Genomic DNA, 13,958 nt, shown 5'->3' with positions numbered 1-13,958 from the left:
CGTCATCACAGTTTTTTCTCGTTAACTTTTTAGAATTGGATATTCGTATCGTCAACAGGGGAGTGGAATATTTTATTCCTAAATGGCTAAACCTGCCGTACGCAGAGCGATCTCTTGGCAAGGATGATCGCACCGGACACGGCGTCACCGTCGGCGGGCTTCAGGCGGCGCCTTACATCGGGCGAAAGCCAAGGTTCGAGCGGGCTGGCGAGGCCGCCCAGCAAGGTCACGCGCGGCGCGCCTTTTTCGAACAGCACCCGCACCAGCGTGTCGATCTGCTCGGCGGCACCTTGCACGATGCGTCGTCCGGCCGGATCGCCCTGGTCGGCATGGCGCATCACCATCGGCGCCAGCGCCGCATAGTCGGTGGCGCTGGCGCCGTCCATCCAGGCGACCGCTTCCATGGGATCGCCCTCGAAGCGCTGCATCACTTCCGCCAGCAGCGCCGTCCGCTCGTGCCGCCCGTCATGGGCGCGCAACGCCATTTGCACGGCCTTCAGTCCGAGATCGGCGCCGCTGCCTTCGTCGGAGATCGGAAAACCGTAGCCGCCGACGCGCAGGTCGCGCCCTTCGACGAAGCCGAGGCCGATCGAGCCGGTCCCGGCAATGACGATGGCGCCATCCCTGCCGGAATGGGCGCCCAGGCAGGCGCCGACGCCGTCGCTGACGAAATCGATGCTCGCAAAGGGGTGCGCGATCGCCTGCAGCGCTTCCAACGCACCCTTCCGGCCGATACCGGCAAGCCCGATGCCGGCGCGGATCCGGGAGGTCTCGCTCGGCCCAAAGCCAGCCTCTTCGATCGCCGCACCAAAGGCTTTGACTATGGAGGCCCAGGCCGCGTCGATGCCGAGCCGCGTCGTCGCTGGGCCGGACAGGCCCTGTCCCAGCACGTTGCCTTTCGCATCTTCGATACGAGCCCTGCAGCCGGTGCCGCCACCATCGACGCCGAGAAAATAGTCAGCGCCGCTCATGTGCTCAGCCGCTCGATGTCGGCACCGCAGAGCCGCAGCTTGCGGTCCAACTGCTCATAGCCGCGATCAAGATGATAGACGCGGTTGATGATCGTCTCGCCTTCGCTGACCAGCGCGGCCAGAACCAGCGACACCGAGGCGCGTAGGTCGGTGGCCATCACCTGCGCGCCATGCAGTTTCTCGCCGCCGCGCACCAAAGCCATGGTGCCTTGCAGCTTGATGTTGGCGCCGAGCCGCATCAGTTCGGGCACATGCATGAAGCGGTTCTCGAAGATGGTTTCACGCAGCAGCGACGCACCCTCGGCGCAGCACATCAGTGCCATGAACTGCGCCTGCAGGTCGGTCGGAAACCCCGGATAGGGTTCCGTCGTGAGATCGGCGGCCTTGAGCGGCCGGTCACGCGACACGATGAGCCCGCGATCGCCGGGCCAGACGCTGACGCCGGTGGCTTCCAGCAATTGCACCACCGAGGCCATATGCTCGAGCCGGGCATGGGTGAGCTCGAGCTGGCCGCCGGTGATTGCCGCGGCGATGGCATAGGTTCCGGCCTCGATGCGGTCGGGAATGATGTCGTGCCTGGCTCCGTGCCAACCGGTGTCGCCGGCGATCAGGATGCGGTGCGTGCCGGCGCCCTCGATGCGCGCTCCCATGGCGTTGAGGCAAGCGGCGAGATCGGCCACTTCCGGCTCGCGCGCTGCATTGAGGATCTCGGTTTCGCCCCTGGCCGTGGTCGCCGCCATCATGGCGGTTTCCGTTGCCCCGACGGACGGCGAACTGAGCACGACGCGCGTCCCGGTCAGCCCGTTCGGCGCCGAAGCGACGATCAGGCCATTCTCGATGGCGATCTTGGCACCGAGCGCGGCGAGGGCGGCGACATGCATGTCGACCGGTCGCGCGCCGATCGCGCAGCCGCCCGGCAGCGAAACGCGGGCATGGCCGAAACGGGCCAGCAGCGGCGCCAGAACCAGCACCGTCGCGCGCATTTTTCGCACCGTGTCGTAGGATGTCTCCTTGGAAACGGCGGCACTTGTGTCGATCATCGCGGCATGCGCCGATCGCGTCACTTCGGCGCCGTGAAGCCGCACCACGCCCAGCATGTTCTCGACGTCGGTCACATCAGGCAAATTGGTCAGCTCGAGCGGGTAGGGGCTGAGCAGGGCGGCCGCGATCTGTGGCAAGGCAGCGTTCTTGGCGCCGGAAATGGCGACCGCGCCTTGCAGTCTTGGTCCGCCGAAGATCCGCAATCTGTCCATGGCTGAACCCTTTCGTGGCGAAAGCCCGGTCGGCGGCCGGTCTCTCCGGGAGAGCCGTTCGATTCTCGAACCTGGCCGGTTCGAGAATTAATTCTGCGTTCTTGGCTGTCAATCTAAATTGGAATAATTTATTCCTCCGAGCATCGAAGCGCTCCAGAGGGCCCATGTCCGTTCTCAAGAAGATCAATGCGAAGCTCGACGGCATGGCGCCCGGCGATCGCGAGATCGGCCAGTACATCGTCGACAATCCCGACCAGATGCTGCGCCTGTCGACGGCAGCGCTGGCAGCCGAGATCGGGCGCAGTCAGTCGAGTGTCGTCAAGTTCAGCCAGAAGCTCGGCTATGCCAGCTACCAGGAGCTCAAGCTCGCCGTCAGCGAGGCCAAGGTACAGGACTGGCAGGTGCCGGCCGGCGTCATCCACGGCTCGATCGAGGTTGGCGACACCTATCCGGTCATCCTCAAGAAACTGATCGGCAGCAAGCTTCTGTCGATGCAGCAGACCGTCGCCGCCAACAGCGAGCGCATCATCTCCCGGACGCTGGACCTGCTCGATGGCGCGCGCCGCATCCATCTGGTCGGCGTCGGCGCCTCCTCGCTGGTGGCGCGCGATTTCTCCTACAAGCTGATGAAGCTCGGCCGCAACGTGCTGCACGACAGCGACAGCCACATCCAGATGGCCAATGCCGCGACGCTCGGGCCTGGCGACGTGTTGTTCGCGCTGTCCTATTCCGGCGCCAGCATCGAAACCTTGCGCATCGCCGAGCTCGCCGCCAAGCGCGGCACGACGGTGATCGCCGTCACCGGCCTGCACGACAATCCGCTGAGCCGGGTCGCCGACATCCGCCTCTACACCATCGCCGACGAGGAGCGCGCGCGCTCTTCCTCAATCACCGCGCGCGACGCGCAGCTGACGCTGACCGATCTGTTGTTCATCCTTCTGCTGCAGAAGCAGCCGGACGCCAACGACTATGTCCACAACAGCGAAGCGGCGGTCTCGGTGCTGAAGGCCGAGCGGTCCTCGTAGGCCTCAGACGCTTTCGAGATAGGTCTCGATCTCGAAATCGCTGACGTTGAGAGCAAACGTATTCAACTCCTGGCGTTTGCAGGCGACGAAGGAGTCGCGCAGGATCGCCGGGAAGATCTCCGCCACATGCGTGCCGCTTTCGAAGGTGGCGATCGCCGAGGCCCAGTCCGGCGGCAGCTTGGCTGGTGCCGCGCCTTGTCCGTCGCTCCCGGTCGGCTCGCCCGGCGATATCTGCCTTTCGATGCCGATCAGGGCCGCGCCCAATATGGCGGCAAGCACCAGATAGGGATTGGCGTCCGCTCCCGACACGCGATGCTCGATGCGGCGCGCTCCGGTCGGGCCGCCGGGAATGCGGATCGCGACCATGCGGTTCTCGTAACCCCAGGCGACCGCGGTCGGCGCATAGGAACGCGGACGGAGCCTGCGGTAGGAATTGAAGTGTGGGGCGAACACCAGCGTGCTCTCGGCCATCGCCGCCAGCAGCCCGCCAACCGCGTGGCGCATGGTTTCCGAGCCCTGATCGGTGCCGTCGTCGAACACATTGCGCCCTTCGGCGTCGACCAGGCTGAAATGCACGTGAAAGCCGTTGCCGGCGCGGTCGCCATAGGGTTTGGCCATGAAGCAGGCGGCAAAACCGTGCTTGCGGGCAATGCCCTTCACCGTGCGCTTGAACAGCACCGCATCGTCGGCCGCCCGCAGCGCGTCGGCGGCATGGTTCAGATTGATCTCGAACTGGCCGACGCCATTTTCGGCAATCGCCGTGTCGACGGGAATGCCTTGCGCCCGGCAGGCTTCGTAGACGTCGTGGATGAAGGCCTCGAAATCGTCGATCTCGTCGATCGACAGCGCCGCGTCGGAATCGAGGCGCCGCCCGGTGACCGGCGAGACAGGGCCGACCGGCCGCTGCGATTGCGGATCAACCAGATAGAATTCAAGTTCCGTCGCCGCGACCGGGGTCAGGCCGAGCGCCCTGTAGCGGTCGAGGATGCGCGCCAGCGCCCGCCGGGGATCGCCGAGATACGGCGCGCCGCTTTCATCGGCGAGCCAGAGCGGGACAAGCGCGGTCGGATGCGCCGTCCAGTCCACCGGCAGGATGCCGCGTCCCGTCCATTGGCAGAGCCCATCGGCATCGCCGGTGGAGAAGACCAGCGTGTTGCCTTCGATATCCTCGCCCCAGATGTCGAGCCCAATCAGCGAATAGGGCATGCGCAGCTTGCCTTCCAGCGCCTTGCGGGCCTGCTCCACCGGTATGCGTTTTCCCCGCATGACGCCGTTGAGGTCGCACACCGCCGCCCTCAGGCTCTGTATGTCGCTTCTGCTTTCAAGCCAGCTCAGAACGTCCGCAATTGCATCGCTCAATTTAGAAACCTCTGGTTTTCGAAGGTGCCCAAGCCCTGCCGGCTGCGCTATCCCTGGTACAAAATGCTTGTGAGTTTTCGGAAAGCTATCCAGCCACTGCCGGATATTTTTCCTTATTTTTTCAAGTCATTAGCTGGGATATCGGGAGGCATTTCAAAACCAATTGCGCGATCTGCGATCGCAACATAGGGCCTAGAAGGCGGAAAGCCAAGGGGCATTCGGCATGCCTGCTTCGCCGCCGGGCTGGCATGATCGACCCTTTTGGGGCGAGCGACTATCGCCCTCCAATCCTAACCTCTGGCGCCCGGAAATCTGGCCTGGCGCAGGATGTGCGCGGCGCCTTCGTTGATGTCGCGAACGATGGCCGCGCGAGCACGCGCCGCGTCCTGCGTCTCGATCGCGGCGACGACTTCCTCGTGATAGTCGATGTCGAGGATGGAGGAGAGATCGTCCTCGAACCCCATGGCGAGGTTCCGGAGGAAGGGGCCGACCTGCATCCACACGGTCTCGATCAGGAAGATCATCTGCTCGTTGCCGCAATGGCGATAGATCGAGAATTTGAAGGCGTAATTCTTCCTGAGATAGTCGTCGATATCGCCCTCGCGCGCAGCCAGGGTCAATTCGGTGCTGCGGCGTCGGATCGTCCGCAGATTGTTGCCGTTGACACGCTTTGTCGCGAGCTCGGTCGCCGAGCCTTCCAGAATCGTGCGCACGGCCGTCAGTTGCGAAAACCGTTCGGCCGAAATGACCGGCACTTCGACGCTGCCGTTCGGCATCGGGCTCAGCGCGCGCAGCGCCTGCAGCCGCATGAAGGCGCTGCGCACGGGCATGTCGCTGGTGCCGAGTTCCTTGGCGAGTTTGCGCGACGTCAGCTTCTGACCGGGCGTGAACTGGCCGGACATCAGCGCCCGCACAAGCTCCAGATAGACCTTCTCATGCAAGGGAACGGTGTCGATGGCGCTCAGCCCGAATCGTGTTCTGTCGGCCATTGGCGGGGGCGCTACTTCGTTCGTTCTGAAATCTGGCCTGACGACGGCAGCCGCAGGTGATCTTGATTGGGCCGAGCACGGCGGACGCCGAAGTCAGCGATATATCGGCGCATGATAGACGCCTCAATCGTTGCGCGGCAAGCCGTTAGCAATGCGGCCAAGGGCAGGTAGCGCGGCACGAAGCCGGCGCACGCGGGAGAGACTGTCCGGTAGCCCGGTTTCGCGCAGCTTGGACAAAGCAGCCGGGCTTTGTCGGTGATTGGCATGCATGATCAGCGTCTGCGCCATGTATCGGCGTTCGCCTCGCCGCAACGTACGCTGGGCAGCGTAATTGCTGGCCTTTCGGCCTGGTTTGCACGCACGCGGCATCCGCGTAGCGGTTTGCAATATCGCGATCACAAATCTTGACCTTGCGCGCACTTGCACGTCCGGCCGCTCTCTGGCTTTTTGGGGCACCCATCCGAACGGACTGATTCGCGTCATGCCGCTCGATTGCAATGTCTTGCAGACAGTCTGCTCGTGGGTCGTGAAGCGCGCGCAATTGGCGAAGGAGAAGCAGGCATGGCCGAGTTCAAGAAGCCGGAAATCTCCGAGATGAGGCCCAAGATCACCGTTATCGGCGTCGGCGGCGGTGGCGGCAACGCCATCAACAACATGATCGTGGAGCAGCTTCAGGGCACTGAATTCATTGCCGCCAACACCGATGCCCAGGCGCTGACCATGTCGAAGGCGACGCGGCTGATCCAGCTTGGCGCGCATGTCACCGAAGGTCTGGGCGCCGGCTCGCTGCCCGAGATCGGCCGCGCCGCGGCCGAGGAATCGCTCGACGAGATCATGGATCACCTGGCCGGCACGCATATGTGCTTCGTCACCGCCGGCATGGGCGGCGGCACCGGCACCGGCGCAGCCCCGATCATCGCGCAAGCGGCGCGCAAGGCCGGCATACTGACGGTGGGCGTCGTCACCAAGCCCTTCACCTTCGAGGGGCGCCGCCGCATGCAGATGGCCGAGGAGGGCATCGAGCGGCTGCGCGAAGCCGCCGACACCGTGATCGTCATCCCGAACCAGAACCTGTTCCGCATCGCCGATGCCAAGACCACCTTCGCCGATGCCTTCGTCATCGCCGACCGGGTGCTTTATTCCGGCGTCAGCTGCATCACCGATCTCATCGTCAAGGAAGGCCTGATCAATCTCGACTTCGCCGACGTCAAATCGATCATGCGCGGCATGGGCCGCGCCATGATGGGAACCGGCGAGGCGTCAGGCGAAAGCCGGGCGATGAAGGCGGCCGAAGCCGCGATCGCCAACCCACTGCTCGACGAAGTGTCGATGAAAGGCGCCAAGGGCGTGTTGGTCTCGATATCGGGCGGCCGCGACATGACCCTGTTCGAGGTCGACGAAGCCGCCACCCGCATCCGCGAGGAGGTCTACGAGGATGCCGATATCATCGTCGGCGCCATCTTCGACAAGAGCATGGAAGGCCGTTTCAGGGTTTCCGTGGTAGCAACCGGTCTCGATAGGGCGATCGGCGACGCCGATGCCGGCATCGCGCATGACCATTCCATGCCATCCGCCGCACGGATCTTGCAGTAGACTTTTCTCTTCGAATTGACGGAGCCTCGGGCAGGCGGCCTGCGCAATGACGCAGGCTCGCCGCATTTGCTTGCGCTCCCTAGTCGGGCAAAGCGGCCTCCGATCGAAATTTAAAACGTTTGCATTTTTGCAAAAGACAATTACAAACGTTTCAAACTCGCCGGAGGAGGATCGATGACCACCCGCGTCATCACGCTGAAGGAGCTTGCGGCAAGCCTAGACCTGTCGATCACGACGGTTTCGCGGGCGCTTGCCGGCCATGAGCAGATCGCGCTCAAGACACGTGAGCGCGTCGCGCAGGCAGCGCGCCAGGCCGGCTATGTGCCCAACACCGCGGCGCGCACGCTTGTCTCGGGCCGCAGCGGTTTCGTCGGCCTCGTCCTGCCGATACGCGGCCCCAATCTTGTCGATTCCTTCCTGGGCGAATTCGTCACCGGGCTCGGCGAAGGGTTGGTGTCGCATGGCGCCGACCTCATTTTGGCCACGGCCGCACTTGGCCATTCCGAACTGTCGGTGCTGCGCCACGTCGTTGAATCCGGGCGCGCCGATGGCGTCGTCGTCACCCGCATCGCCGAGACCGACGAGCGCCTTGCCTATCTGCGCGCGCGTGGCTTCCCGTTCGTCGCTCACGGCCGGCTGCTCGACAGCGACTTTGGCTACAACTGGCTCGACACGGACGGCGCGCACGCCTTCGGCGAAGCCTTCGACATGCTCTACGATCTCGGCCACCGCCATTTCGGCCTGGTGACGATCTCGGAGGCGATGACCTTTCGCCATCTCAGGCAAGATGGTTTTGCCGCGGCCATCGCCCGGCGGGGCGACCCCTCGGTGCGGCTCGACGTGGTCACGGCGCCGCGCTTCGACCAGGAGGCGCGCATCGAGGCCGTCAACCGGATGCTGCGAGGCTCCGACAGGCCGACGGCCATTGTCGCTTTGTTCGACGAACTGGCGCTGACCGTGATGGAGGAGGCTGCCCGTGCGGGGCTCAGCGTGCCGCGCGAGCTGTCCGTCATCGGCTTCGACAACATCGCCGCCTCCGCCTATGCGCCGCCGGGCCTCACCACATTCGATGCTTCGATCCGCCATTGTGCGCGCGAGATCGCCGACATGCTGCTCGCTGTCATCGCCGAGAAACCCGGCAAGCCGCTGACGCGGCTGATCCGGCCGACACTGGTTGCGCGGGCAAGCCATGGGCCGGCGCCACGGACAAGAAGCTGACGCCGCAATGCCGGCGCATATCCAGGGAGGAAGACCATGATGAGAGCATTGAAGACACTGGCTGGTGCCGCGCTGGCGCTGTCGGTCGCCGTCGGTGGCGCCCAGGCTCAGCAGGTGCTGTTCTGGTCGACGCAGGCGCGCCCGGTCGAGGAAACGCAGAAGATGCGCGACGAGGTGCTGAAAGGCTTCGAAGGCGCGGTCGATTACCAGGTCGCCGAGGACGGTCCCTGGCTCACCCGCCTGCAGGCGGAATTGCAGGCCGGCTCCGGCACGATCGGCCTGCTTGGCGGCCTGCACGGCGATTTCTCCACCGTAGGCGCCAATCTTGTCGACCTGTCGACTGTCGATGTCGGCGGGGTCAAGGTCAACGCGGCCTACAAGAAGCTCGGCATGCTCGGCACCGGCGAGCAGAAATACATGCCCTGGATGCAGGCAACCTATCTGATGGCGGCCAACAAGCAGGCGCTGCAATATCTGCCGGCGGGCACCGATCTCAACACCATCACCTATGACCAGCTGATCGAATGGTCGAAGAACATCGCCGAGAAGACCGGCTCGCCGAAATTCGGTTTTCCGGCTGGCCCCAAGGGACTGAAGCATCGCTTCTTCGAAGGCTTTCTCTACCCGTCCTACACCGGTTCGATGGTCACGAAATTCCGTTCGGCCGAGGCCGAGACGGCGTGGAACAAGTTCAAGGAATTGTGGCAGTACACCAACCCGAACTCGACCAACTACGCCTTCATGCAGGAGCCGCTGCTTTCGGGCGAAGTCTGGGTGGCGTTCGACCATGTCGCGCGGCTCGCCGATGCCTTCAATAAGAAGCCGGATGAGTTTGTTGCTTTTTCCGCGCCGGCCGGGCCTGCCGGCCGCGGCTTCATGCTGGTCGTGGCCGGCATTGCCATTCCGAAGACCTCGCCGGACCAGGAGAAGGCCAAGGCGCTGGTCGCCTATATGCTGAAGCCGGAAACACAGATCGCGACGCTCAAGGCGACCAATTTCTTCCCCGTCGTCGACGTCAAGCTGCCCGACGACATGCCGGCCTCGGTCAAGGCGTTCGGCCCTGCCATCGCCACTATGACCGGCGCTCCCGATGCTCTGCCGGCGCTGTTGCCGATGGGGCTCGGCGACCTCGGCGGCAAGTTCAACCAGGTCTACACCGACTCCTTCGAGCGCATCGTGCTCGGCGGCGAGGACGTGCACGGCGTGCTCGAACAGCAGGCGGCCGCGCTGAAGGCGATCATCGACCAGGCGAAGGCGCCATGCTGGGCGCCCGACAAGCCATCCCAGGGCGCTTGCCCGGTGGAATAGGCAGACCATGATCCCGAACCGAAGGACCGCGTCAGCGAAAAGTGGAAGCCGGTTTTCGAAAAAGATCATGGTCAAACGATAAGACATCCTCCCGAGGGGGGCGTCCGGAGTTTGTTGCACTCCGGGCGCCCAGACCGCACCACTTGGCCGCGGCTTCAAAGGACACCACAAATGCACGGAAAGGCTCTGCCCTATCTGCTGTTGATGCCGGCGACGCTGTTCCTGTGCATCTTCTGCCTCTACCCGTTCGCGCTCGTCGCCTTCGAGGCGGTGACCCGCGACGGCGCCTTCACCCTCGACAATTTCCGCACCATGGCGGGCAGCTGGAAATTCCCCGCCACGGTGCGCAACACCTTGCTGCTGGCCGCAATCGTCGTGCCGATCCAACTGACCATGGCGTTGCTGATGGCAAGCGTGGTGTCGCGGCTGGAGACCGGGCGCAGCGCGGCCCTTTACGTCTTTGCCATTCCGCTCGGCATTTCCGACCTCGCCGCCGGGCTGATCTGGCTCGCCATCTTCGACCAGTCCGGCTTCCTCAACACGCTGCTTTCCAGCCTGGGCGTCGTCGACAGGCCGGTCATGTTCCTCGGCTACCAGAGCAAGCTGACCATCTTCATCGCCGTGGCGCTGGCGGAGATCTGGCGGGCCACGGCAATCATGATGGTCATCCTCGTCGCCGGCATGGGCCTGATCCCCAAGGAATATTACGAGGCGGCCGAGGTGTTCGGGGCAAGCCCGTGGCAGCGCTTCGTGCGCATCACGCTGCCGTTGCTGCGCCCCAGCCTGCAGACGGCGATCATCCTGCGCGTCATCCTCGCCTTCGAGGTCTTCGCCGTGGTCGCGGCACTCGGCGGTACCAATCTGCCGGTGCTGATGGGCGAGACCTACAACTGGCAGTTCACGCTGCAGGACCGCAACGTCGCCGCCGCCTCGGCGCTGCTCATCCTCGCCATCTCGATCGGCTTTACGTTGTTTTTCCTCAGGGTGCTGCGTGTGCCCAAGGAGGCACGGATATGAAGGCCGCCCGGATATGAGCGCCGTTGCCGAGACGCCGATCGCAGCCGTCGCCGACGCACGCAAGGCCGGCGACTGGCTGCTGATCGCCACTGCCATCCTGCTTGGCGTCTGGGTGCTGTTGCCGATCTATCTGCTGATCGTCAACGCGCTGTCGTCGCCCGATCAGGTGACGGCTTTCCCAAAGCGCTTCTTCCCGTCCTTCGATCTCGGCAGCCTCTCGTTCTTCACCAATTTCGCCGGCGTTGCCAGGGCGCTGTGGAATTCGGTGCTTGTCGCCACGCTGACGATGATCCTGGCCATCGGTTTCGGCGCGCCGGCCGGTTACGCGCTGTCGCGCTTCGATTTTCCGGGGAAGGGCAGCTTCCGCTTCCTCGTGCTGATGACCAGGGCCTTCCCGCTGCCGCTTCTGGCGCTGCCACTGGCGGTGATGTTCATCCGCACCGGCCTCGACGACACCGCCATCGGGCTGGCGCTGGTGCACACCACGCTGGCGCTGCCGTTCGCCGTGCTGATCACCTTCTCGCTGTTTTCGGGCATTCCCATTGAGCTGGAGGAAGCAGCCTGGACGCTCGGCTGCACGCGCTGGCAGGCCTTCCGCAAGGTGATCCTGCCGCTGGCGCTGCCGGGCATAGCCGCATCGGCGGTATTTGCCTTCACCATCTCCTGGAACGAGGTGTTCGCGGCTGCCGTGCTCACCATCGAAAACCGCACGCTGACCGCCTTCCTGCTGCAGAGCCTTGGCGAGTCGCCGCTCTATCTCAAATTCGCCGGCGGGGCGGCGCTGGTCGTGCCGGCGCTGATCTTCATCTTCGCCGTCCGCAAATACCTTTTCGCCATGTGGGGGATCGCCAACCGATGACGCGGTACACGGAGACGGCCCATGGCTGAAATCGCAATCAAGGACGTGGCCAAGCGCTTCGGCGGCTTCACCGCGCTGCATCAGGTGGACCTCACAATATCAGACCAGGAATTCATGGTGCTGCTCGGCGCGTCGGGCTGCGGCAAGACCACGTTGCTCAGGATTGTCGCCGGGCTGGAACGCCCAAGCCAGGGCGAGGTGTGGATCGGCGGGCGCCGCGTCGACCATCTGCCGCCACGTGAGCGCGGCATCGCCATGGTGTTCCAGAACTATGCCGTCTTTCCGCATCTGACCGTGTTCGAGAACATCGCCTTCGGCCTGCGCATGAAGAAATTGCCGCTGCAGGAGGTCGAGCGCCGCGTCAACCGCACCGCCGAACTCATGCATATCGAGCAATTGCTGAAGCGCTATTCCGGCCAATTGTCCGGCGGCCAGCGCCAGCGTGTCGCGGTCGCCCGCGCGCTCGCCATGGAGCCCGACGTCATCCTGATGGACGAGCCGCTGTCCAACCTCGACGCGCTGCTGCGGCTGGAAATGCGCGCCGAACTCAAGGGCGTGCTGGCGGCATCGAAGACCACCACCATCTATGTCACCCACGACCAGGTCGAGGCGATGAGCCTCGCCGACCGCATCGCCGTCATGCATCAGGGCCGCATCGTCCAGGCGGCCTCGCCGGTCGAGGTCTACCGCAATCCGGCCGCACGTTTCGTCGGCTCCTTCATCGGCAATCCGCCGATGAATTTTATCCCGGCGACCAAGGCCGCGAACGGCAGCTGGACCGTTGCCGGGCTGACGCTGCCGGGCCCCAACTCGGACAAGCAGAAGCTCGAATTCGCCGTCCGTCCCGAGGATGTCGACGCGGGCGGCGAGGGTTTGCACGCCACGGTGCGCGTCATCGAGCCGCTCGGGCCGCACACGCTGGTCACCTGCGATGTCGAGGGCGGCCTGTTCCGCGCCATCCTGGACTCCAACGCCAGCGTTCAGGTCGGCGACGATCTGCGCCTGGCGCCCAAACCCGACCGCATCCGCTGGTTCGATCCCGAAACCACCAATGCCCTTTGACGCCGAAAGACCTGAAACGCCCATGACTGCTTCCGCCACCCGTGACATCATCGCCCGCGCCGTCGAGGTGCTCAGGGAGAACGACCAGGGCGCCTACACCATCCCGACAAAAGGCCTCTATCCGTTCCAGTGGAACTGGGATTCCTGCCTCACCGCGCTCGGCCTTGCCCATTACGACGAGGCGCGGGCCTGGACCGAGATGGAGACCTTGTTCGCGCATCAGTGGCCGGACGGCATGGTGCCGCACATCGTCTTTCATGTCTGGAACGACGGCTATTTTCCTGGCCCCGAAGTCTGGCGGACTGGCCGTCCGACAGCGACGTCCGGCATCACCCAGCCGGCGGTCGCCGGCTTTGCCGCGCGCCGACTGTTCGACCGGGCGAACGACAAGAAACTGGCGGCGGAGCGGGCTCGCGCATTGCTGCCCAAGATCGATGCCTGGCACCGTTGGTTTTACGAGAGCCGCGATCCCGAGGGGGAGGGGCTGGTCGCTATCATCCATCCCTGGGAGTCCGGCCGCGACAATTCCATCGACTGGGACGATGCCTTCGAGCGCGTGCCGACCGAAGGCGTCGAGCCCTATACTCGCCGCGACACCTTGCACGCCGACCCGGCGCATCGGCCGACGCGCGAGCAGTATGACCGCTACATCTGGCTGGTGCAGCATTTTCGCGGGCTTGCCTGGGACAATGCCAGGCTACATGACGCCTCGCCGTTCCAGGTCGTCGATCCCGGCTTCAACGCCATCCTGATCCGCGCTGCGACCGATCTTGCCGATCTCGCCGAGGCGCTCGGCGAAACCGAAATTGCCGCCGCCAATCGTGCCCGCACGCAAAAGGGCCTGGTGGCCATGGAGCGGCTGTGGAGCGAGGCGCGTGGCCAATACCTCTGCCTCGACCGCGTCACCGGCGAGTTGATCGACAGCCCGTCGGTAGGCGGCCTCCTGCCGGCCTTCGCGGCCATCCCCAAGCCTCGTGTCGCCGCGATCGCCGCAGCCGTCGAACGGCTTGCCGGCAAGGCACGCTATTTCGTGCCGTCGCATGATCCCGGCGATCCGCGCTTCGACGCCAAGCGCTATTGGCGCGGTCCGGTCTGGCTGGTGGTCAACTACATGATATCAGACGGCCTTGCCGCCGCCGGCCATGGCGAGGCGGCACGGCACATCACGAGGTCGAGCCTCGATCTCATCCGGGAAAGCGGCTTTGCCGAATACTACGACCCGCTGACCGGCGAGCCGCTCGGCGGCGGCCGTTTCACGTGGACGGCGGCGATGGTGATCGAGTTCCTGCGTGGTGCGTAAGTGC

The 13,958-nt window shown here is 64.5% G+C and carries 13 protein-coding genes; 8 read left to right on the top strand and 5 right to left on the bottom strand.

What is annotated here, in order from left to right; all coding sequences use genetic code 11:
* Positions 1-86: 86 nt before the first annotated feature.
* On the bottom strand, positions 87-971 hold the full coding sequence (locus tag FJ546_RS02265; protein ID WP_140887732.1) for an N-acetylglucosamine kinase: 885 nt from the start codon (positions 969-971) through the stop codon (positions 87-89).
* Positions 968-2,224: a UDP-N-acetylglucosamine 1-carboxyvinyltransferase gene (gene murA, locus FJ546_RS02260; protein ID WP_140887730.1), complete on the bottom strand. Its 1,257-nt coding sequence runs from the start codon at positions 2,222-2,224 to the stop codon at positions 968-970. Before murA ends, FJ546_RS02265 begins: the two co-directional genes overlap by 4 nt.
* A gap of 164 nt (positions 2,225-2,388) precedes the next feature.
* Between murA and FJ546_RS02255 the strand changes: the two genes are divergently transcribed.
* Positions 2,389-3,249 (top strand): MurR/RpiR family transcriptional regulator, encoded by an 861-nt coding sequence (locus tag FJ546_RS02255; protein WP_140887728.1) that lies wholly within the window; start codon positions 2,389-2,391, stop codon positions 3,247-3,249.
* 3 nt (positions 3,250-3,252) lie between these two features.
* On the opposite strand, the gene FJ546_RS02250 is transcribed toward FJ546_RS02255, so the two are convergent.
* From FJ546_RS02250 to FJ546_RS31070, 3 genes are all read right to left on the bottom strand, one after another.
* Positions 3,253-4,608, bottom strand: a complete 1,356-nt coding sequence (locus tag FJ546_RS02250) for a glutamine synthetase family protein (protein WP_140887726.1) — start codon at positions 4,606-4,608, stop codon at positions 3,253-3,255.
* A 290-nt stretch (positions 4,609-4,898) separates the two neighbouring features.
* Positions 4,899-5,597, bottom strand: a complete 699-nt coding sequence (locus FJ546_RS02245) for a GntR family transcriptional regulator (protein ID WP_140887724.1) — start codon at positions 5,595-5,597, stop codon at positions 4,899-4,901.
* Between the two features lie 123 nt (positions 5,598-5,720).
* Complete coding sequence (locus FJ546_RS31070) at positions 5,721-5,885, bottom strand: hypothetical protein (protein WP_181167779.1); 165 nt, start codon at positions 5,883-5,885, stop codon at positions 5,721-5,723.
* A 273-nt stretch (positions 5,886-6,158) separates the two neighbouring features.
* Here FJ546_RS31070 and ftsZ point away from each other — a divergent pair, with 273 nt between their 5' ends.
* The 7 genes from ftsZ to FJ546_RS02205 all read left to right on the top strand — a co-directional run bounded on the left by ftsZ (position 6,159) and on the right by FJ546_RS02205 (position 13,954).
* Entirely contained in the window at positions 6,159-7,190 is a 1,032-nt protein-coding gene (gene ftsZ, locus FJ546_RS02235) for a cell division protein FtsZ (protein ID WP_140887722.1), read from the top strand.
* A 174-nt stretch (positions 7,191-7,364) separates the two neighbouring features.
* The gene (locus tag FJ546_RS02230) at positions 7,365-8,408 is read left to right on the top strand and encodes a substrate-binding domain-containing protein (RefSeq protein WP_140887720.1); all 1,044 of its coding nucleotides are present in this window, start codon (positions 7,365-7,367) and stop codon (positions 8,406-8,408) included.
* 36 nt (positions 8,409-8,444) lie between these two features.
* Positions 8,445-9,716 (top strand): ABC transporter substrate-binding protein, encoded by a 1,272-nt coding sequence (locus tag FJ546_RS02225; RefSeq protein ID WP_140887718.1) that lies wholly within the window; start codon positions 8,445-8,447, stop codon positions 9,714-9,716.
* A 171-nt stretch (positions 9,717-9,887) separates the two neighbouring features.
* Entirely contained in the window at positions 9,888-10,733 is an 846-nt protein-coding gene (locus FJ546_RS02220; protein ID WP_140887716.1) for a sugar ABC transporter permease, read from the top strand.
* Positions 10,734-10,746: 13 nt separating this feature from the next.
* On the top strand, positions 10,747-11,592 hold the full coding sequence (locus FJ546_RS02215; protein ID WP_140887714.1) for a carbohydrate ABC transporter permease: 846 nt from the start codon (positions 10,747-10,749) through the stop codon (positions 11,590-11,592).
* Between the two features lie 21 nt (positions 11,593-11,613).
* Positions 11,614-12,654: an ABC transporter ATP-binding protein gene (locus FJ546_RS02210; RefSeq protein ID WP_140887713.1), complete on the top strand. Its 1,041-nt coding sequence runs from the start codon at positions 11,614-11,616 to the stop codon at positions 12,652-12,654.
* Positions 12,655-12,676: 22 nt separating this feature from the next.
* Positions 12,677-13,954, top strand: a complete 1,278-nt coding sequence (locus FJ546_RS02205; RefSeq protein ID WP_140887711.1) for a trehalase family glycosidase — start codon at positions 12,677-12,679, stop codon at positions 13,952-13,954.
* Positions 13,955-13,958: the final 4 nt, after the last annotated feature.

The sequence above is a fragment of the Mesorhizobium sp. B2-4-19 genome, from assembly GCF_006441315.1.
Lineage (GTDB): Bacteria > Pseudomonadota > Alphaproteobacteria > Rhizobiales > Rhizobiaceae > Mesorhizobium.
The sequence above is the reverse complement of the archived record's forward strand: the minus strand, read 5'-3'. Positions and strand labels throughout refer to the sequence as shown.